Genomic DNA, 18525 nt, shown 5'->3' with positions numbered 1-18525 from the left:
CGTACATGGCGTCATACCGGATCGGCCTCGTGTTCCGCGATCTTGTCCGGCATGACTGGAACAGTGCTGGGGGCGGTCGTGCGGCGGTGGTTGCCGTCGACGTCGTTGCGGGATCTGGAGACGCATCTCGCGGTGGAGGGTGAGCGCGCCGCTGCGTGCGGCCAGGGCGTGATGTGGGCTCGACCGGGGCATCCGACGACGCGGCGGCCGCGCTGCTCGGACTGCGAGCGCGGCAGGTGACCCGGCGAGAGGTCGCGCTGGCCGTGCTGCTGCGCCAGGTGCAGTGGAAGGCCGACGAGGCGGCGTTCGACGTCGTGGGAGGCCGGTTGAGCTGCGAGGACTGCCGTGAGTTGAGCTGCGGGCTGCGCGAGCTCGCGGTGGTGCTCGACGACTACGCGGCCTCGGTGCAGCGCTCGCGCAGCTGACGGCGGGAGCTCCCCTGGTCGTCGGGTGGCGACCAGGGGAGCCCGCTGCGGTCAGTACCGCAGACCGAAACCGTAGGGGAACAGGGGAGTCTGACCGTCGCCCTCGTTGATCGGCTGCTGGTCGGCGGAGCTCATCCAGGTCATCGGCAGGGTGCCGGAGGGGTTGTGGTCGCCGAAGAGCACGTCGGCGACGCCGGCTCCCTCGGTGCCCGGCAGCCAGGAGGCGAGCAGGGCGTCCCACTCCGGCAGGTCCTGGCCGATGTCCAGCGGGCGGCCGGACACGGTCACCACGATGACCGGGACGCCGCTGTCCTCCAGCTTCTGCAGCGTCTCCTGGTCCTCCTGGTCGAGGCCCATGCCGGACGGGCGGTCGCCCTTGCCCTCGGCGTAGGGGGTTTCGCCGACGACCGCGATGGCGGCACCGTAGCTGTCGTCGATCCCGTTGCCGTGGCGGTCGTAGGTGACCTGCGAACCCCGGGCCGCCTCCTGGATGCCCTGCAGGATCGTGGTCCCGGGCGTGATCGGTCCGCTCTCGCCCTGCCAGCTGATCGTCCAGCCCCCGGACTGGTTGCCGATGTCGTCGGCGTTCTTGCCCGCCACGAACAGCTTCCCGCCGTCCTTGGCCAGCGGCAGCACGCCGCCGTCGTTCTTCAGCAGCACCTGGGACTTGCGGACCGCGTCGCGCGCCAGCGCGCGGTGCTCCGGGCTGCCGACGGTGCCGGTGAACTGTCGGTCGGTGTAGGGGTTCTCGAACAGGCCGAGCTCGAACTTCTTGGTGAGGATGCGGCGGTTGGCGTCATCGATGCGCGACATCGGCACGTGGCCGTTCTCGACCTCGCCGCGCAGCAGCTCCGTGAACTTCTGCCAGTCGTTGGGCACCATGATCATGTCCAGTCCGGAGTTGATCGCGGTCGCGACCTCCTCGGCGGTGAAGCCCAGCTGGCCGTCGATCTGGTCGATCGCGTCGTAGTCGGAGATCACGAAGCCCTTGAACCCGAGCTCGCCCTTGAGCACGTCGTTGACCAGGTACGAGTGGGCGTGCAGCTTCTGCCCGTTCCAGCTGCTGTAGGAGAGCATCACCGAGCCCACGTCCCGGTTGATCGCCTCCTGGAACGGAGGCAGGTGGATCCGGCGCAGCTCCTGCTCGTCGATCTCGGTGTTGCCCTGGTCGTCCCCGGCGGTCGTGCCGCCGTCGCCGATGTAGTGCTTGGCCGTGGCCAGTACCGATCCCGGGGCGTCGAGGGATTCGCCCTGCAGGCCGTTGACGGCGGTGGCGTGCGCCGTCGGTCGTTCGGGGGTCTCGCCGAAGGACTCGTAGGTGCGCCCCCAGCGGTCGTTGCGGGCGACGCACAGGCACGGGGCGAAGTCCCAGTCGATGCCGGTGCCCGAGATCTCCTCGGCGGTCGCCCGGCCGACGTCCTCGGTCAGCTTCGGGTCGTCGGCCGCGCCCAGGCCGATGTTGTGCGGGAAGATCGTCGCGCCGTGCACGTTGTTGTGCCCGTGCACCGCGTCGACGCCGTAGATCAGCGGGATGCCCAGCGGAGTGGCGGTGGCCGCGCGCTGGTAGTCGTCGTACATGTCCGCCCAGGACGCGGCGGTGTTGGGGTCGGGGGCCGAGCCGCCGCCGCTGAGCACCGAGCCGAGCGAGGCCGAGGCCGCGGTCTGCGGGTCCGCGGCGACGCGCTCTGCCTGCGTCATCTGACCGATCTTGTCCTGCAACGACATCCGCGACAGCAGGTCCTCGACCCGGTCGGGAACCGGGGCGGACGCGTCGCGGTAGGTCGGAGCGGCAGCGGCCACCGTCGGGGTGATCACCGCCGTGCACGCGAGGGCGGCGCCGATCGCCGCCACGCGCATCCGTCTGCTGAACGCCATGAACGCATCTCCTCCGCGTTGAGAAAGCACAGTGCTGAACGGCATTCGCGCGAGTTCGGCTCGAATGCCGAACGATTTCGAATCCCCGCGCGACTCGAATGCCTCCGAACCGATACAGTCCTGGGACGTCGCGGTGTGGTCGGGTTTGTCGCGATTGCCGAAGATAGCACCAGGAATGCGAATCTCGGGAATGTTGGCGAAAGTGCGACACGCTACCCCGAAAGGCCGCGCCGCGTTCGCCGGAACGCAGGATCAAATGGGAATTCCCATGTGCGCTCACGAGGAATTCGGCGAACAATCCCCGTCGTTCACGCCCCTTCGTGGAGAGGACCTCGCGATGAAGCGAACCCTGCCCTGGCGCAGGCGCGCCGCGCTGCTCGCCGGCACCCTGCTGCTGGGAACGGCGGCGGGCACCGCGCCCGGCGGTGCCGCGCCGGTCGTGCAGGTGTGGGAGACCACCGGCGACAAGAGCAAGCTCCTCGAACGCCAGGAGGACGAGGAGTTCGGGTCCGGTGGCAGCGCGGAGACCATCATCGACGTGGACCCGGCCACGACCTACCAGACCATCGACGGGTTCGGCGCCGCCTTCACCGACTCCTCCGCCTCCCTCGTCGCCCACGCCCTGGACCAGGGCGCCCGCGACGAACTGATGAACGACCTCTTCGGTGCCGACGGCATCGGGCTGAGCATGGTGCGGCAGCCGTTGGGCGCCAGCGACTTCGCCACCGCCGAGTCCGGCGACTACACCTTCGACGACACCTGCTGCGACCTCTCCGACTTCACCACCGGGCACGACGAGGCCTACATCCTGCCGATCCTGCGGCAGGCCAAGCAGATCAACCCCGATCTGAAGGTGATGGGCACGCCCTGGAGCGCGCCGCCGTGGATGAAGACCAACGACGACGTCGACGGCGGTGAGCTCAGGAGCGAGAACCACGGCGTGTTCGCCGACTACCTCGTCAAGACCGCCCAGGCCTACTCCGACGCCGGTGTGCCGCTGGACTTCCTGAGCATCCAGAACGAGCCCTACCACCCCGAATCGGGCGACGGTTCCGCCGGATACCCGTCGATGCACATGTCCCCGGAGCAGCAGGCCGCGGCGATCGGCGACGAGATCGGCCCGAAGTTCGCCGAATCCGGCCTGAAGACCCAGCTGCTCGCGTGGGACCACAACTGGTCGCACCCCGAGTACCCGGGCGTCGTGGTCGACGACCCGGAAGCGGGCCAGTACGTGCCAGGTGCGGCCTTCCACTGCTACGAGGGCGACGTGTCCGGGCAGAGCGAGTTCCAGCAGGCCCACCCGGACAAGGGCATCTGGCTCACCGAGTGCTCCGGTGGTGACTGGTCACCGGACTTCGCCCAGAACCTCAAGTGGCAGACGCAGAACCTCGTCATCGGCGGAACCCGGAACTGGGCGAAGGGCGTCGCGCTGTGGAACGTGGCGCTGGACCAGAACCACGGGCCGACCAACGGCGGCTGCTCCGACTGCCGGGGCGTGGTCACCGTCAACACCGACGACGGGCAGGTCACCCGCAACGAGGAGTACTACGTCCTCGGCCACGTCGCGAAGTTCGTGAAACCTGGTGCGCAGCGGATCGAATCGACCAGCAACCCGAACGGCATCGAGTCCGTCGCCTTCCGCAACGCCGACGGCTCCCTCGCCCTGCTGGCGCTGAACGCGTCCGATTCCGAGCAGACCTTCCAGGTCCGCAGCGGAGGGCAGAGCTTCGAGCACGCGCTGCCCGCCGGGGCCGTCACGACCTTCACCTGGCAGGGATCCTGACGCCGGGCGGGGGAATCCCGATCTCCGTCTGCTCGATGCGGTAGTTCGCGCTCGCACCGGATCACGGCCGTCGTCCACCACGTAGGGTCGTCGCGTCGGACGAATGCGACGGGAAGGGTGCGGTGGAGCTGACGCTGGTCGGGCAGGCCGTGGGCATGTTCGCGGTGACCAACATCGATGACATCGTGATCCTGGCGCTGTTCTTCGGTCAGGCCGCTGGTCATCCCGGGGGTGCCGTTCGGGTTGTGGCCGGGCAGTACCTGGGCTTCGGCGCGATCCTGGCTGCGGCGATCATCGGTGCGCTTGGCGCTGGTCTGTTGCCCGAGGCGGCTGTCCCGTACCTCGGGTTGCTTCCGCTGCTGCTGGGTATCCGCGCCGGTTGGTCGGCGTGGCGCGAACGCCATGACGGGGACGGCGAAGAGGTTCCGAGCGTGGGCGGTGGCCCGTCGTCGTGGGCGGTCGCCGCGGTGACCGCCGCCAACGGCGGGGACAACATCGGGGTCTACGTGCCGGTGTTCGCCACCGCCGGCTCAGGCGGCCTGGCCGTGTTCGCGGTCGTGTTCTTGCTGCTGGTGGCGGTGTGGTGTGCCGCGGGACGGTACTTCGCCACCCGGCCCGTGATCGCCCGCTCCCTGTCGCGCTGGGGGCACATCGTGCTGCCCGTGGTCCTGATCGGCATCGGCCTGGTGATCCTGATCGAAGGCGGGGCCTTCGGCCTGTGAGACGCAGAAGGCCCCATCAGGCCGCGATTCGTCCTTGCCGGTAGAACCGCTGGTCCCGGAACGTCCCCCGCGCAGCGTCATTCGCCGACGGCGACGACCATGCCGCGGAGCTCGTAGCCGCCGATGGCGTCGTTGAACGACACCCTCGGCGGGGTCTGCAAGCGGACACCGGGCAGGGCGAACAGCCTGGTCAGGAACACGTCGGTCTCCTGGATGGCGATGGTGTTGCCGGGGCAGCGGTGCGGGCCGTCGCTGAACGACAGCCCCGGTGCCGTGGCATCGGTGAGCTCGCGGTGCGGGCACACCTGCAACGGCTTCCCGCCGAACGCGGCCTCATCGGCGTTCGTGCTGGTGACGTCGATGTCGATGACCTCGCCCGCCGGGACGGTGTGCGTCTCGCCGTCTCCGCCGGGCAGCTCCACGTCAGCCGTGGTGCGGCGCTTCAAGTTCGCGACGACCGGCTCCAGCCGCAGGAACTCGTGCAGGAGCGCCAGCCGCTCGGACTCCTCGGCCTCGAGGTAGCGCTCGCGCAGGGCGTCGTCGGTGAACAGGTGCCACGCGGCGAGGTTCACGAACTCGCGGGTGGTGACCATGCCCGCCGCCGCGACCGTGATGCACTCGCCGAGGATCTCCGCCGAGGAGCAGCCGTCGGCCAGCAGGTGCGAGATGAGGTCGTCCTGCGGGTTCTTGCGCCGGGCGCGCACCGCGGGGACCACGTCGGCGAAGTAGATGCCGCCCCAGTTCACCGCCTGCCGGTAGATCCAGTACCAGCCGTGCAGGCTGGTGAAGCCCGGTTCGCCGAACTCCTCGGGGAAGAAGCGCTCCAGCCGTCCCGCCAGCCCGGGCCGGCTCTCCGTCAGGCCGATGACCGCGCAGGCCACCCCGATCGCCAGCTCGAAGCTCAGCTCCGAGAGCACGGCGGTGCCGTTGCCCGTGAGCTTGGCGAGCTGCTCGTCGCTGACGCGCTCCATGATCGCGCGGTAGGACTCGTCGACCTTGCGGGGCGTGAAGTACCTCGCGGTCTGGCGGCGGTGCTCGCGGTGCTCCGGGCCGTCGCGGTAGAGGACCGGCCGGCGGATCTTGCCGGGCATCTTCTCGACGGTCTCCACGCCGAGCCCGGCCTGGACCGTGTCGTTGCTGCGCAGGGCCGCCCGGGCGGCGGCGTGACCGCGAACCCGCCACACGTCGGAATCGCGGCTCACCGGGCATCCGCCGGTGTCCTCCCCGCGCTTGATCTTGCGTGCGTCCGCGCTGTCGTCGGTCGTCGACATCTCCTGGACCGGTCCTTTCCCCGAGCCGGTGGAAGAACATGATCTTGCCTCATCTTGGTAGCAGGACCGCGTCCCCCGGCGCAGCAGGTGGTGTCGGTTCGTAGCGGAAACTTCACCGCGAGCAGCCCTGTCCGGGAGATCGCGAGTGGGGCGTGCCGTGCGCTCTGCGTAACCCAATAGGATGGCCGCCAACGTCGGACGAGGAGCAACCGTGCAGTCGCAGTTCGGCCCGTACCGGGTGGAGGGCGTGATCGCCCGCGGAGGAATGGGCGAGATCCTGCGCGCCTACGACACCCGCCACGACCGCGTCGTCGCGCTGAAGCTGCTGGCCCCGCACCTGGCCGCTGACCAGGAGTTCCGCGAGCGCTTCAAGCGCGAGGCGCACGCCGCGGGCCGCCTCAGCGAACCGCACGTCATCCCCATCCACGGTTACGGCGAGATCGACGGCCGGCTCTACCTGGACATGCGGCTGGTCGAGGGCGAGGACCTCGGAGCGCGGCTCAACGCCCACGGCCCGATGCACCCCCACGACGTCGTGCACGTGATCGAGCAGGTCGCGCAGGCGCTCGACGCCGCGCACGCCGCGCGCGTGGTGCACCGCGACGTGAAGCCCTCCAACGTGCTGCTCGGCGGCGGTGGCTTCGCCTACCTCGTGGACTTCGGCATCGCCGCGTCCATCCAGGACGCGACCAGCCGGACCTCGGGCAGCGTCACCATGGGCACGCTCGCCTACATGGCGCCCGAGCGCTTCGGTGACGCGCCGTCCGATCACCGGGTCGACGTGTACTCGCTGGCCTGCGTGCTCTACCAGTGCCTCACCGGTGCCAAGCCCTACGGCGTGACCAGCACCGAGGCGCTGATCTACGCGCACCTCAACCGCGAACCCCCGAAACCGTCGGCTGCGATGGCCGGTGTTCCGCCGGAGTTCGACCGGGTGGTGGCCACCGGAATGGCCAAGAACGCGGCCGATCGCTACGCCTCCGCCGGGGAGCTCGCGGCAGCCGCTCGCCGGGCGCTCCGCGGCACGGCGCCGCTGGGTGCCGGGTCTGAACCCGAGAAGCGCACGTCGCGGTGGCCGTGGGCGTTGGCGGCGGTGGGCGCGGTCGCAGCGGTGGCCGGCGTGACCGCCGCCGTGGTGACGCTGATGCCCGGGGCCACTGGCGGACAGGCGACGCCGATCCCGATCCCCGCTTCGACGCCGGTGAGCAGTCCCGCGACGAGCGCGCCCCCGTCGACTCCCACGACCCCGGCCACCTCCGGTCAACCGACCACCTCGCCCAAGCCGACCACGTCGGCCGCGCCCACCACCTCACGCCCGCCGTACGCGGTGCGGACGTGCAAGACGGTGAGCTACGAGGGCAAGGAACGGGGCAACGGGTGCTTCAACGCCGACGGCGACAACCTCGCGGTCAAGGACACCAACAAGGACGGGTACTGGCTCAAGATCCGCTCGCAGACCGACTACCACCACACCTCCGAGTGCCGGGACGGCAGCAGCGAGGGCGGCTACGTCGAGTGCAAGCTCCAGCTCAAGCCGGACGGCATGATCCGGATCGCGGTGGAGCTGTGGGACGAGAACAAGAAGCTCGCGAACACCCCGTGGTCGGAGTACACGCCGATCGGCAAGTGAGTCAGTCGACCACTCCGGACTGGTAGGCGAACACCACCAGCTGGGCCCGGTCGCGGGCGCCGAGCTTGACCATCGCGCGGCTGACGTGGGTTCGGGCCGTCGCCGGGCTCACCACCAGGCGTTCGGCGATCTCTTCGTTGCTCAAGCCTTCCGCCACGAGGGCCAGGACTTCGCGCTCGCGGTCGGTGAGCGAGTGCAGCTGCGGGTGGGGTTCGCGGGAGCGCGGAGCCAGCTGCACGAACTCGCGCACCAGCTTCCGCGTCGCCGACGGGGCCAGCAGCGCCTCCCCGCCTGCGACCAGGCGGACCGCGCGCAGCAGTTCCACCGGGCTGGTGTCCTTGAGCAGGAATCCGCTGGCTCCGGCGCGCAGCGCGCTGAAGACGTACTCGTCGATCTCGAAGGTGGTCAGGACGAGCACCTTGGTGCCGGCGAGGTCCGGGTCGGCGGTGATGCGCCGAGTCGCCTCCAGACCGTCCACACCGGACATCCGGACGTCCATCAGCACCACGTCGGGGTGGTGCTCGCGCGCGGCGCGGACGGCGGCGAGGCCGTCGGCGGCCTCACCCGCGCAGTCCAGGTCGTCCTCGGATTCGATGAGCGTGCGCAGGCCGATGCGCACGAGGTCCTGGTCGTCGACGATGAGCACGGTGGTCACGGCTGCTCTCCGATCGGCAGCCGGGCGCGCACCCGGAAGCGGCCGCCGGAGGAACCGGCGCCGAACTCGCCGCCGAGCGCCTCGACGCGGCGCCGCATCCCGGGAATGCCCAGGCCGTCCCCACCTGCGGACGCGGGGGAGGGGTTGGTGATCTCGATGCCGACCTCCTGCGGGGAGTAGTCGATCGTGACCTCGGCGCGCTGCTCGTGGCTGTGGCGGAGCACGTTGGTCAGGGACTCCTGCAGTATCCGGTACCCGGTGAGGTCGACGGACTTCGGCAGCTCGGGTCGTTCGCCCCGCACGCGCAGTGAGACGTCCACCCCGGCGTCGCGGGTCCGGTTGACGAGGTCGTGCGCCCGGCTCAGGCCGGGCTCGGGTCCTCGGCCGGTGCCGGTGCGGACCATCGCGAGGGTGGAGCGGAGCTCGTCGAGGGCATCACTGCTGGTGCGGCTGATCGCGTTCAGCGCGATCTCGGCCTGCTCCGGCTTCTTCGGCAGCACGTGCAGCGCCACGTCGGCCTGCATCTTGATCGCCGCCAGCCCGTGGCCCACCACGTCGTGGACCTCCTGGGCGATGCGGAGCCGTTCGTCGTCGACGCTGCGCCGCAGCGCCTCCGACCGCTGACGCGCCACGCCCTCCGCCTGCGTCCGGGCCACCAGCCCGGCCGCGAACGGCACCAGCACCCACGCCGAGGAGGGCAGCAACCCGGCCCAGCTGCCGGTGACCAGCGCGTGCGCCCACAGCAGGAGCAGGGCGGCTCCGGCGGCGATGCCCGCCGTCCTGGGGGGTCGGTGCCGGGCTGCGGTGTACACGGCGACCAGCAGCATCAGCAGTATCGGCCCGTACCGGTACCCGGCCACCAGGTACCCGGACACCGCCACGGCGACGACGCCGAGGCTCACCAGCGGCACCCTGCGCCGCCACACCAGCGCGAACCCGGCGACCACGACGAAGGCGATCCCGAGGCCGTCCAGCCGGTGCTCGCCGTGCCCGGCCCAGCGGTGGACGGCGACGGTCCCGACAACCCCGATCGCCGTCACCAGCAGCGCCAGCCCCACATCACCGACCCGAGGACGCAACCAACCCATGCCCACCAGTCTCACCGACCGCGCCGTTTTTGGGCGTCCTCCCAGCGCGGACATCGCGACTACGCACCGAAGCGTACGTTCAAGCACATCGGTAAGTTCAGTGCGGAGTGAAATCAATTCGAGGCCGAACGTGCCGGTCCCGGCGAGGAGGAGGTGACGGCAGCCGAACGGGGGAGTTGCGGAGTCGTTCGGCTGGGCATGCTCTCTGAGCGTCTTCGAACGGCCTCAGTGTGGAGGACTCATGTTCGCAAGGGCTTTGGGCGTCGTGCTGGCAGGATTGGCGCTGGTCGCCACCGGATGTTCGGCGGAGCGCGAGTGGGGTGGGGGAGCCGCGCCGGCCGGCGGTGCCGCCAAGATCGGGTTGATCACCAAGACCGACACGAACCCCTACTTCGTGGGACTGCGGACCGAGGCCGAAGCCGCCGCGTCCGCCAAGAACGCCGAAATCCTCAGCCTGGCCGGGCAGTTCGACGGCGACAACGACGGCCAAGTGCGGGCCATCGAGAACTTCATCCAGCAGGGCGTGAGCACCATCCTCATCACGCCCAACTCCTCCAGCGGCGTCACCGACGCGCTCGCCCGCGCCGAACAAGCGGGCATCCTGGTGATCGCGCTGGACACGCCCACCGAACCGGCCGAGGCCGCCGAAGCCACCTTCGCCACCGACAACTTCGAGGCAGGTCGCCTGCAGGGCGCCTACGCCAAGGCCGCGCTCGGCGGGCAGGCCCCGAAGGTTCTGATGGTCGACGGCACAGCAGGGGTCTCGGTGAGCACCCTGCGGCACGCGGGGTTCCTCGCCGGGATGGGCCTGGCCGACGGCGCGCCGGAGATCCGCGGCACCACCAACGCCAACGGCGACCAGAACCTCGCGCAGCAGGGAGCCGAGAACCTCCTGGCGCGCAGCAACGACATCAACACCGTCTACACGATGAACGAACCCACCGCGCGCGGCGTGCACGCGGCGCTGCAACCGCGCGGTCTCGCGGACCAGGTCGTGATGGCCTCCATCGACGGCGGCTGCGAAGGCGTCGCGGCGGTCAGGTCCGGGCAGATCCGCGCGACGATCATGCAGTTCCCGGCCAAGATGGCGCAGCTGGGCGTGGACGCCGCGGTGGAGCACGCCCGCACCGGAACCAAGCCCGGCGGCTTCCAGGACACCGGGTCCGTGGTCATCACCGACCAGCCGATGCCCGGCATCCCCAGCCAGTCCGTCGCGTGGGGCGAGCAGCACTGCTGGGGCGACCGGTGACGGCTGCGGCCGACGAGCGCGTCAGCGCACGCGAATTCCTGCTGCGCGCACCGGCGGTCGGGCCCGCGCTGGCGCTGCTGCTGGCGATCGCGGTGTTCTCGCTGTCCACCGACACGTTCCTCGACGCCGACAACCTGTCGCTGGTGGTCCAGCAATCGCTGGTCATCGGCACGCTGGCGCTGGGCCAGACCCTGATCATCCTCACCGGCGGCATCGACCTCGCCAACGCCTCGGCCGCGGTGGTGGCGACCCTGGTGATGGCGCTGCTGGTGCTCGCCGGGGTTCCCGGGATCCTCGCTCTGCCCGCCGGCATCGCCACCACCGCGCTGATCGGGCTGATGATCGGCGCGCTGGTCACCCAGGTCAGGCTGCCGCCGTTCATCGTGACGCTGGGCGCGCTGACCATGCTCACCGCCATCGCGAAACTGCTCGCCGACGGCGAAGCCGTGCCCACCGGCGACGGGCTGCTGACCTTCCTGGGCACTCGCCGTTACCTGTTCGGGGGCATCGAGATCACCTACGGGATGACGCTCGCCCTCCTGCTGTACCTGGTGGTCTGGTACGCGCTGACCCGAACCGCGTGGGGCAGGCACGTCTACGCGGTCGGCAACGCCCCGGAGGCGGCGCGGTTGTCGGGCGTCAAGGTCAACCGCACGCTGCTGTCGGTGTACCTCGTGGCCGGCGTGATCTTCGGGATCGCCGCCTGGCAGGCGCTCGGGCGGGTGCCCAACGCCGATCCGAACGCCTACCAGCTGGGCAACCTCGATTCCATCACCGCCGTGGTGCTCGGCGGCACGAGCCTGTTCGGCGGCCGGGGATCGGTGCTGGGAACCCTGATGGGCGCGCTGATCGTGGCGGTGCTGCGCTCCGGGCTCACCCAGCTCGGCGTCGACGCGCTCTACCAGGACGTGGCGACCGGCGCGCTGGTGATCGCCGCGGTCGTGCTCGACCGGCTGGCCAGGAGGCAACGATGACCACGCCCACGCTGTCGGCCGCAGGACTCCTCAAGCGCTACGGGCGGGTCACCGCCATCGACGGCGCGGACTTCGAGGTCTTCCCCGGGGAGGTGCTGGCGGTGGTCGGCGACAACGGGGCGGGCAAGACCAGCCTGATCAAGGCGCTCTCGGGAGCGCTCATCCCCGATGCCGGTGAGATCCGCGTGGACGGTGAGCCGGTGCGGTTCCGGAGTCCGCTGGACGCGCGTCGCTGCGGCATCGAGACCGTCCACCAGGATCTCGCGCTCGCCCCGGCGCAGGACATCGCCGCCAACATGTTCCTCGGCCGCGAGCGCCGTCGTGCGGGGGCGCTGGGGAGCGTGCTGCGCGCGGTCGATCGGGCTGCGATGCGGGCCGAGGCGCAGCGGGTGCTCGATGAGCTGGGCGTCCAGGTCAAGTCGATCGCGCAGCCCGTGGAAACGCTCTCGGGCGGTCAGCGCCAGGGCGTCGCGGTGGCGCGTGCGGCCGCGTTCGGCAGCAAGGCCGTCATCATGGACGAGCCCACCGCGGCGCTGGGCGTGGCCGAGGCGGGCAAGGTCCTGGAACTCATCGACCGGATCCGCGCGAGGGGGCTGCCGGTCGTGCTGATCAGCCACAACATGCCGCACGTGTTCGACATCGCCGACCGCATCCACGTGCACCGGCTCGGCAAGCGCGCAGCCGTCGTCTCGCCGCGGTCGCACGACATGAGCCAGGTCGTCGGGTTGATCACCGGAGCGTTGGAGCCAGGGCAGGACGGAGCGCTGCGAGCGGTCTCGGGTGCTCGGCGCACCGGCCCGGACCGCTGACCGGTCAACTATCCACAATGGAGTGATATTCGGTCAGGCGCGCCACGTAGTCGTCGATCTGCTCGTCCAGCTCGCTCAACCGCGCGCGCAACCGCTCGGCCTGCTGGGTCGAGGCACCCGGGAGTTGCGCTGCGAGGTGCCCGTACTCGGCCAGCACCGTGGGGAGGTTGCTGGTGTCCTGCTGCCTGGGAATTCGCTCCATATGCCGATGGTGCGGCCGGATGCCCGATTCGTCGATTCGATCTACGGCGTGCCACACGCCCCTGGTCGGGTGATCTCGAGCGGATATGCTCTCCGAAAGCAACCGACCGGGTGAATTGGGGAGGCGCGATGAGCGAGGCGGACGTGGTGGCCCGGGCGCGGCAGCTGCTCGAGGCGACGCCGGTGCTCGACGGCCACAACGACCTGCCCTGGGCGTTGCGGGAGCAGGTCCGCTACGACCTCGATCAGCGCGACATCGGCACCGACCAGACCGGTCGCCTGCACACCGATCTCGCCCGGCTGGACGCGGGTGGCGTCGGCGGGCAGTTCTGGTCGGTCTACGTGCCCACCGAGCTGCAGGGCGATGCCGCCGTGAGCGCCACCCTCGAGCAGATCGACTGCGTCAACGCCCTCGCGGCCCGCTACCCGGAGCGGTTGCGCCTGGTCCGGACCGCCGACGAGGTCGAGGCGGCTCGGGCGGCGGGCAAGATCGCCTCGCTGATGGGCGCCGAGGGCGGGCACTCGATCAACTGCTCGCTGGCCACGCTGCGCGCCTTCTACGAGCTGGGCGTCCGGTACCTGACGCTGACCCACAACGACAACACCCCGTGGGCGGACGCGGCCACCGACGAGCCCGCGGCCCACGGCCTGACCCGCTTCGGCGTCGAGGTCGTCCGCGAGATGAACCGGATGGGCATGCTCGTCGACCTCTCGCACGTCGCCGCCGACACCATGCGGGACGCCCTGCGCGCCAGCCGGGCCCCGGTGGTGTTCTCCCACTCCTCCTCGCGCGCGGTGTGCTCCCACCCGCGCAACATCCCCGACGACGTCCTCGCCCAGCTGCCCGGCAACGGCGGCGTGGCGATGGCGACCTTCGTGACCAAGTTCGTGCTGCAGGAGTCGGTGGAGTGGACCGCGGCCGCACAGCGCGAGCTCGTGGCCCGCGGGCTCAGCGACCTGTCGGGCACGGACGAGGCCAAGGCCGTGCTGCGCGAGTTCGAGGAGGCCAACCCGCAGCCGGTGGCCACCTCGGCGACGGTGGCCGACCACCTCGACCACATGCGCGAGGTCGCCGGGATCGATCACATCGGCGTCGGCGGCGACTACGACGGCACGATCTTCCTGCCGGAGGACCTCAACGACGTCTCCGGCTACCCCAACCTCATCGGTGAGCTGCTGCGCCGCGGCTGGTCGGAAGCCGACCTCGGCAAGCTGACCTGGCACAACGCCGTCAGGGTGCTGCGCGACGCGGAGAGCGTCGCGGCGGAGCTGCAGCGCAGCGAAGCGCCGTCGATCGCCACCATCGAACAGCTGGACGGCTGACCCTCGCGCCCGGTGGTCGTCACCGGGCCTCCTGCCCACGCCCGTCCTCGGGGCGTGGGCCGCACTCCTTCGCGGCGCCGTCTCGCACTGCGCCGACCCGGTGACTCCGGACCCTGCCGGGCCCCTGCCCGCCGTCGCACTCGGTAGTCGACTAGTCCAATGTGGTCAGGATCGGCCACTCGATCCGGCCACCTGCGGGCGGGTCTGCGCGGGCCGCGCGGCCCCGGTGTCCAATATGGAACCGGGGAGAAGGCGTGTGGTCGAACACCGGCGCGAATCACCGTGATTCATGTGGTTCCTCGTTCGTCCTGCGGTGCCGCAGGGGCGCTCATACGATGCCGATTGCGCCTCCTGGCCGGTGAATAGGAGGAGGACCGATGGTCTTGTCGTTGCCGGACGAGACGCTGTCCGGAGAGGATCCCGAACACCCGCAGGGATCGGCGCGCTCGGGCGAGCTACCGCGCACCGCGGCCCTGCTGGCACGAATGCGTTCGGAGAACTTCCCGGTGGCATCACGCGTCCTGCCCGGTGGTGTCCGCGAGCACCTGCACGCGCTCTACGGCTACTTCCGGCTCGTCGACTACGCCGGTGACGAAGCGCCCGGGAACCGCGACGCCCTCCTGGACTTCCTCGAGCACGACCTCGCACGCGCCTACCTGGGCACCGCGCGCATCCCCGCCATGCAGGCGCTGCACCCCACCGTCACCGAGTGCGCGATCCCGATGTCCACGTTGGTCAAGCTGATCGAGGCCAACCGCCGGGATCAGCACGTCAAGCGCTGCGCCGACTTCGGCGAGCTGCTGGAGAACTGCGCGCTGTCGGCGAACCCGGTGGGGGAGTCGGTGCTGCACGTGTTCGGCCGCGCGGAGGAGGGGCTGATCGCGCTGTCGGACAAGATCTGCACCGCCCTGCAGATCCTGGAGCACATGCAGGACCTCGCCGAGGACCACCGGGCCGGGCGCATCTACGTTCCCGCCGACGACATGGCCCGCTACGGCTGCGACGAGCAGGACCTCGTCGCGCCGCGCGCCTCGACGGCGCTGCGCGGACTGGTGCGCTTCGAGGTCTCCCGCGCGCGCCGGATGCTGCGCGATGGCAGCGTGCTGGTCGGAGCCCTGTCGGGAACGGCCCGGGTGGCCGTCGCCGGCTACGTCGCGGGCGGGCTCGCCACCGTCGCCGCGTTCGAGGCGGCCGGACACGATCCGCTGACCGCGCAGGTCAGTCCGAGCAAGGCGCGCACCTTCCGCGAATGGGCGCGGCTGCAGGCGATGGGAGGGACTCGGTGAGCTCACCGAACGCGATCCGGGATGCCTACCAGGAGTGCGAGCGGATCACCCGCGAGCAGGCCCGCAACTTCTCCTACGGGATCCGGCTGCTGCCCGGGACCAAGCGCGGCGCGCTCTCGGCGGTCTACGCCTTCGCTCGCCGAGTGGACGACGTGGGCGACGGTGCTCTGCCGCGGGAGGAGAAGCTGCGGGAGCTCAAGCAGTGCCGCGAAGCCGTGCACCAGGCCAGCACCGGTTCGGCGGACCCGGTCCTGGTCGCGCTGGCCGACGCCGCGAACCGGATGCCGTTGCCGATGGGGGCTTTCGACGAGCTCATCGACGGTTGCGAAGCCGATGTGCGCGGCACGAGCTACACCAGCTTCGAGGAGCTGCTGCACTACTGCCGCTGCGTGGCCGGTTCCATCGGAAGGCTGTCGCTGGGCGTGTTCGGCACCGACGACCCGGCCACCGCCACGGAGCGGGCCGATGCGCTCGGCGTCGCGTTGCAGCTGACCAACATCCTGCGCGACGTCCGCGAGGACCAGCTCGACGGGCGCGTCTACCTGCCCGCGTCCGACCTCGCGCACTTCGGGGTTCACTTGGAACCGGGCAGCGGCTTCGTCGAGGACACCGCGCGCTGGAACCGGCTGGTGCGCTTCCAGGCCGCGCGCGCCGAGCGCTGGTACGTCGAGGGGTTCCGGCTGCTGCCCATGCTGGATCGGCGCTCGCGCGCCTGCTGCGCGTCGATGGCCGGGATCTACCACGAGCTGCTGGTGCGCATCGCCACCAACCCCAACGCCGCGATGCACCAGCGCACTTCGCTGTCGGGATGGCGCAAGGCAGGGGTCGCGGCCCGTTCGCTGGCCGGGATGACACCGTGAATCGCGAGCGCGTGGTGGTCGTCGGCGGCGGGCTCGCCGGCATGACCGCAGCGCTGGACTGCCGCGAACGCGGGTACGCGGTGCAACTCCTGGAGGCGCGTCCCAGGCTCGGCGGCGCCACCTACTCGTTCGCGCGCGGCGACCTGCTGGTCGACACCGGCCAGCACGTGCTGCTGCGCTGCTACACCGCCTACCTCGACCTGCTGCGCAGGTTCGGAGTGGCCGACGGCGTGCTCCTGCGGCCCTTCCGCGTGCCGGTGCTCAGCCCCGATGCGGTACCCGCGACGCTGGCACGCCGGAACCTTCCCGCGCCCGCGCACCTGGCACCCGCGCTGCTGAAGTACCGGCGGTTGAGCTGGGCGCAGCGGCTCCGGGTCACCCGCACGGCGCTCGCGCTGCGCGGGCTGGACCCGGAAGATCCCGCACTGGACCAGCAGAGCCTCGGCCAGTGGCTGCGGGCGCGGCGGGAGAGCCCGCGCGCAGTCGACGCGCTGTGGGGCCTGCTGGCGGTGGCGGCGCTCAACGCCGAACCCGACAACGCCTCGATGGCCTTGGCCGCCAAGGTGTTCCGCACCGGAGTGCTCGACGAGACCGAGGCCTGCGACATCGGGATCCCGCAGCGACCGCTCTCCGAACTGCACGGGGCTGCCGGGCAGCGCGCGCTGGAGGCTGCGGGCGTGGAGGTCCGGGTCCGGTGCAAGGCGCGGGCGATTCGCCGCGCACCGGAGGGATTCCAGGTCCCCGTCGAAGAGCAGACCGGTGACGGGGTGATCACCGCGGACTCCGTCGTGGTCGCCACACCGCACCCGGCGGCAGCGGGGCTCGTCGACGAACTGCCGATCCGCGGTGCGGGGGAGTGGTCCCGGCTGTCGGCCTCGCCGATCGTCAACGTGCACGCGCACTTCGATCGCGCGGTCACCGACCTCGAGATGGCCGCAGTGCTCGACTCGCCCGTGCAGTGGGTCTTCGACCGCACCCGAATCTCCGGTGCGGGCCGCGGGCAGTACCTCGCGCTGTCGCAGTCGGCCGCGCAGCAGGAGCTCGGGATGCGCACCGAGGACCTGCGCGAGATCTTCCTGCCGGCGCTGCGCGAGCTGTTCCCGGCGGTCGCCCGCGCCCGGCTGCTGGACTTCTTCGTCACCCGCGAACCCCACGCCACGTTCCGGCAGGCACCGGGCACCGCGGCCTACCGGCCTGCTGCGAGCACCAGCGTGCCGGGACTCGTGCTCGCCGGCGCTTGGACCGCCACCGGCTGGCCGGACACCACCGAAGGCGCGGTCCGCAGCGGGATTCGAGCGGCGGAAGTGGTCGACGCCCAGCAACGATCTCGGGCGAGCGTGGAGGTGACGGCATGACGACGCTGCTGCCCCCCGCGCTGCGCACCGCGCGGGAACTGGTGGAACCCACGTTGCGCTCCGCGGTGGCACGACTGGACCCCGACACCCGCAGGGTCAGCGAGTACCACTTCGGCTGGGTCGACCCGGCCGGGGCGCCGACCGACGCCGGGGGCAAGGCCGTCCGCCCGGCGATGGTGCTGGCAGCCAGCGAGATCGCCTGCGGCTCGGCGGAGAACGGCGTTCCCGCCGCTGCGGCCGTGGAACTGGTGCACAACTTCTCGCTGCTGCACGACGACGTGATGGACGGTGATGCCTCCCGCAGGCACCGGCCCACCGCCTGGACGGTCTTCGGCTCCCCGGCGGCGATCCTGGCCGGTGACGCGCTGCTGGCCGTGGCGCCCGAGGTGCTGCTGGAGTCGTCGGCGCCCCACGCCTCGGTGGCCGTGCGTTCGCTGCTGACCACCACCCGCGTGCTCATCGCCGGGCAGGCCGCCGACCTCGACTTCGAGCACCGCAACGACGTCGAGCTCACCGAGTGCCTGTCCATGGCGCACGACAAGACGGCCGCGCTGCTGGCCTGCGCCTGCTCCCTCGGTCCGCTGAGCGCGGGTGCCTCGCGCGAGAACGTCCGCGCCCTGCACGCCTACGGCACCGAACTGGGCATGGCCTTCCAGCTGGTCGACGACCTGCTGGGTCTGTGGGGAGACCCGGACGTCACCGGCAAGCCGGTGCTGTCGGATCTGCGCACCCGCAAGAAGTCGGTCCCGGTGGTGCACGCCCTGACCTCCGGCACCGCGGCCGGGGAGCGGTTGTGGGAGCTCTACGAGCAGCCCGACCGGCTCACCGAGGAGCAGTTGCACGAAGCCGCGGAAATGGTGCGCCGCGCCGGTTCCGAGGACTGGACGCGCCGGGAGTGCCGGCGTCGGCTCGAGCTCGCGGAGGCACAGCTCGAGGCCGGATCGCTGGGGGACACCGCGGCACTGGGAGAGCTCGCCGAATTCATCGTACGGAGGAAGCTGTGACGGAACAGCTGCAGA

At 70.9% G+C, this 18525-nt stretch carries 18 protein-coding genes; 13 read left to right on the top strand and 5 right to left on the bottom strand.

What is annotated here, in order from left to right; all coding sequences use genetic code 11:
* The first annotated feature begins 51 nt into the window (after nt 1–51).
* Nucleotides 52–240, top strand: coding sequence for a hypothetical protein (locus FHU35_RS14685; RefSeq protein WP_145739635.1), 189 nt, complete (start codon nt 52–54; stop codon nt 238–240).
* On the top strand, nt 237–425 hold the full coding sequence (locus FHU35_RS14680; RefSeq protein WP_145739632.1) for a hypothetical protein: 189 nt from the start codon (nt 237–239) through the stop codon (nt 423–425). Before FHU35_RS14685 ends, FHU35_RS14680 begins: the two co-directional genes overlap by 4 nt.
* Nucleotides 426–476: 51 nt before the next feature.
* On the opposite strand, the gene FHU35_RS14675 is transcribed toward FHU35_RS14680, so the two are convergent.
* Entirely contained in the window at nt 477–2300 is a 1824-nt protein-coding gene (locus tag FHU35_RS14675) for a glycoside hydrolase family 3 protein (protein ID WP_145739630.1), read from the bottom strand.
* Nucleotides 2301–2637: 337 nt separating this feature from the next.
* On the opposite strand from FHU35_RS14675, the gene FHU35_RS14670 reads away from it, so the two are divergent.
* Both FHU35_RS14670 and FHU35_RS14665 read left to right on the top strand, forming a co-directional pair.
* The gene (locus tag FHU35_RS14670; RefSeq protein WP_186459419.1) at nt 2638–4083 is read left to right on the top strand and encodes a glycoside hydrolase family 30 protein; all 1446 of its coding nucleotides are present in this window, start codon (nt 2638–2640) and stop codon (nt 4081–4083) included.
* A gap of 122 nt (nt 4084–4205) precedes the next feature.
* On the top strand, nt 4206–4805 hold the full coding sequence (locus FHU35_RS14665; RefSeq protein ID WP_145739625.1) for a cadmium resistance transporter: 600 nt from the start codon (nt 4206–4208) through the stop codon (nt 4803–4805).
* 77 nt (nt 4806–4882) lie between these two features.
* Here the strand turns inward: FHU35_RS14665 and FHU35_RS14660 are convergent, their stop codons facing one another.
* Nucleotides 4883–6076 (bottom strand): cytochrome P450, encoded by a 1194-nt coding sequence (locus FHU35_RS14660; RefSeq protein ID WP_145739623.1) that lies wholly within the window; start codon nt 6074–6076, stop codon nt 4883–4885.
* 211 nt (nt 6077–6287) lie between these two features.
* On the opposite strand from FHU35_RS14660, the gene FHU35_RS14655 reads away from it, so the two are divergent.
* The gene (locus FHU35_RS14655; RefSeq protein ID WP_246110297.1) at nt 6288–7706 is read left to right on the top strand and encodes a serine/threonine-protein kinase; all 1419 of its coding nucleotides are present in this window, start codon (nt 6288–6290) and stop codon (nt 7704–7706) included.
* Nucleotide 7707: 1 nt separating this feature from the next.
* Here the strand turns inward: FHU35_RS14655 and FHU35_RS14650 are convergent, their stop codons facing one another.
* The gene (locus FHU35_RS14650) at nt 7708–8361 is read right to left on the bottom strand and encodes a response regulator (protein WP_145739619.1); all 654 of its coding nucleotides are present in this window, start codon (nt 8359–8361) and stop codon (nt 7708–7710) included.
* A complete protein-coding gene (locus tag FHU35_RS14645) occupies nt 8358–9449 on the bottom strand; it encodes a sensor histidine kinase (RefSeq protein ID WP_145739617.1) in 1092 nt (363 codons plus the stop codon). The genes FHU35_RS14650 and FHU35_RS14645 overlap by 4 nt, the downstream gene beginning before the upstream one ends.
* 241 nt (nt 9450–9690) lie before the next feature.
* Between FHU35_RS14645 and FHU35_RS14640 the strand changes: the two genes are divergently transcribed.
* From FHU35_RS14640 to FHU35_RS14630, 3 genes are read left to right on the top strand one after another with little or no spacing between them, the layout of a single operon-like run.
* Entirely contained in the window at nt 9691–10698 is a 1008-nt protein-coding gene (locus FHU35_RS14640; protein ID WP_145739615.1) for a substrate-binding domain-containing protein, read from the top strand.
* A complete protein-coding gene (locus tag FHU35_RS14635; protein WP_425474131.1) occupies nt 10665–11672 on the top strand; it encodes an ABC transporter permease in 1008 nt (335 codons plus the stop codon). The genes FHU35_RS14640 and FHU35_RS14635 overlap by 34 nt, the downstream gene beginning before the upstream one ends.
* On the top strand, nt 11669–12481 hold the full coding sequence (locus tag FHU35_RS14630; protein WP_145739613.1) for an ATP-binding cassette domain-containing protein: 813 nt from the start codon (nt 11669–11671) through the stop codon (nt 12479–12481). Before FHU35_RS14635 ends, FHU35_RS14630 begins: the two co-directional genes overlap by 4 nt.
* 4 nt (nt 12482–12485) lie before the next feature.
* Here the strand turns inward: FHU35_RS14630 and FHU35_RS14625 are convergent, their stop codons facing one another.
* Entirely contained in the window at nt 12486–12683 is a 198-nt protein-coding gene (locus FHU35_RS14625; RefSeq protein WP_145739611.1) for a hypothetical protein, read from the bottom strand.
* A 128-nt stretch (nt 12684–12811) separates the two neighbouring features.
* On the opposite strand from FHU35_RS14625, the gene FHU35_RS14620 reads away from it, so the two are divergent.
* From FHU35_RS14620 to FHU35_RS14600, 5 genes are all read left to right on the top strand, one after another.
* Nucleotides 12812–14005 carry a dipeptidase gene (locus FHU35_RS14620; protein ID WP_145739608.1) on the top strand — a complete coding sequence of 398 codons (1194 nt, stop codon included), beginning with the start codon at nt 12812–12814 and terminating at the stop codon, nt 14003–14005.
* A 377-nt stretch (nt 14006–14382) separates the two neighbouring features.
* The gene (gene hpnC, locus FHU35_RS14615; RefSeq protein WP_145739606.1) at nt 14383–15291 is read left to right on the top strand and encodes a squalene synthase HpnC; all 909 of its coding nucleotides are present in this window, start codon (nt 14383–14385) and stop codon (nt 15289–15291) included.
* Nucleotides 15255–16151 (top strand): presqualene diphosphate synthase HpnD, encoded by an 897-nt coding sequence (hpnD, locus tag FHU35_RS14610; protein ID WP_145739604.1) that lies wholly within the window; start codon nt 15255–15257, stop codon nt 16149–16151. Before hpnC ends, hpnD begins: the two co-directional genes overlap by 37 nt.
* Nucleotides 16148–17506 (top strand): hydroxysqualene dehydroxylase HpnE, encoded by a 1359-nt coding sequence (gene hpnE / locus FHU35_RS14605; protein ID WP_281290239.1) that lies wholly within the window; start codon nt 16148–16150, stop codon nt 17504–17506. The genes hpnD and hpnE overlap by 4 nt, the downstream gene beginning before the upstream one ends.
* A complete protein-coding gene (locus FHU35_RS14600) occupies nt 17503–18510 on the top strand; it encodes a polyprenyl synthetase family protein (protein WP_145739600.1) in 1008 nt (335 codons plus the stop codon). Before hpnE ends, FHU35_RS14600 begins: the two co-directional genes overlap by 4 nt.
* Nucleotides 18511–18525 lie beyond the last annotated feature (15 nt).

This window comes from Saccharopolyspora dendranthemae (assembly GCF_007829955.1).
Lineage (GTDB): Bacteria > Actinomycetota > Actinomycetes > Mycobacteriales > Pseudonocardiaceae > Saccharopolyspora > Saccharopolyspora dendranthemae.
Note: the sequence above shows the minus strand (reverse complement) of the source record. Positions and strands in the feature narration are given on the sequence as shown.

Bases quoted from the DNA above. Each gene is read 5' to 3' on its own strand.
- hpnC (WP_145739606.1), top strand. From the start codon at position 14,383: ATGGTCTTGTCGTTGCCGGACGAGACGCTGTCCGGAGAGGATCCCGAA.
- FHU35_RS14640 (WP_145739615.1), top strand. From the start codon at position 9,691: ATGTTCGCAAGGGCTTTGGGCGTCGTGCTGGCAGGATTGGCGCTGGTC.
- FHU35_RS14645 (WP_145739617.1), bottom strand. From the start codon at position 9,449: ATGGGTTGGTTGCGTCCTCGGGTCGGTGATGTGGGGCTGGCGCTGCTG.
- FHU35_RS14625 (WP_145739611.1), bottom strand. From the start codon at position 12,683: ATGGAGCGAATTCCCAGGCAGCAGGACACCAGCAACCTCCCCACGGTG.
- hpnD (WP_145739604.1), top strand. From the start codon at position 15,255: ATGGGCGCGGCTGCAGGCGATGGGAGGGACTCGGTGAGCTCACCGAAC.
- FHU35_RS14670 (WP_186459419.1), top strand. From the start codon at position 2,638: ATGAAGCGAACCCTGCCCTGGCGCAGGCGCGCCGCGCTGCTCGCCGGC.
- FHU35_RS14630 (WP_145739613.1), top strand. From the start codon at position 11,669: ATGACCACGCCCACGCTGTCGGCCGCAGGACTCCTCAAGCGCTACGGG.
- FHU35_RS14660 (WP_145739623.1), bottom strand. From the start codon at position 6,076: ATGTCGACGACCGACGACAGCGCGGACGCACGCAAGATCAAGCGCGGG.
- FHU35_RS14600 (WP_145739600.1), top strand. From the start codon at position 17,503: ATGACGACGCTGCTGCCCCCCGCGCTGCGCACCGCGCGGGAACTGGTG.
- FHU35_RS14685 (WP_145739635.1), top strand. From the start codon at position 52: ATGACTGGAACAGTGCTGGGGGCGGTCGTGCGGCGGTGGTTGCCGTCG.
- FHU35_RS14675 (WP_145739630.1), bottom strand. From the start codon at position 2,300: ATGGCGTTCAGCAGACGGATGCGCGTGGCGGCGATCGGCGCCGCCCTC.
- FHU35_RS14620 (WP_145739608.1), top strand. From the start codon at position 12,812: ATGAGCGAGGCGGACGTGGTGGCCCGGGCGCGGCAGCTGCTCGAGGCG.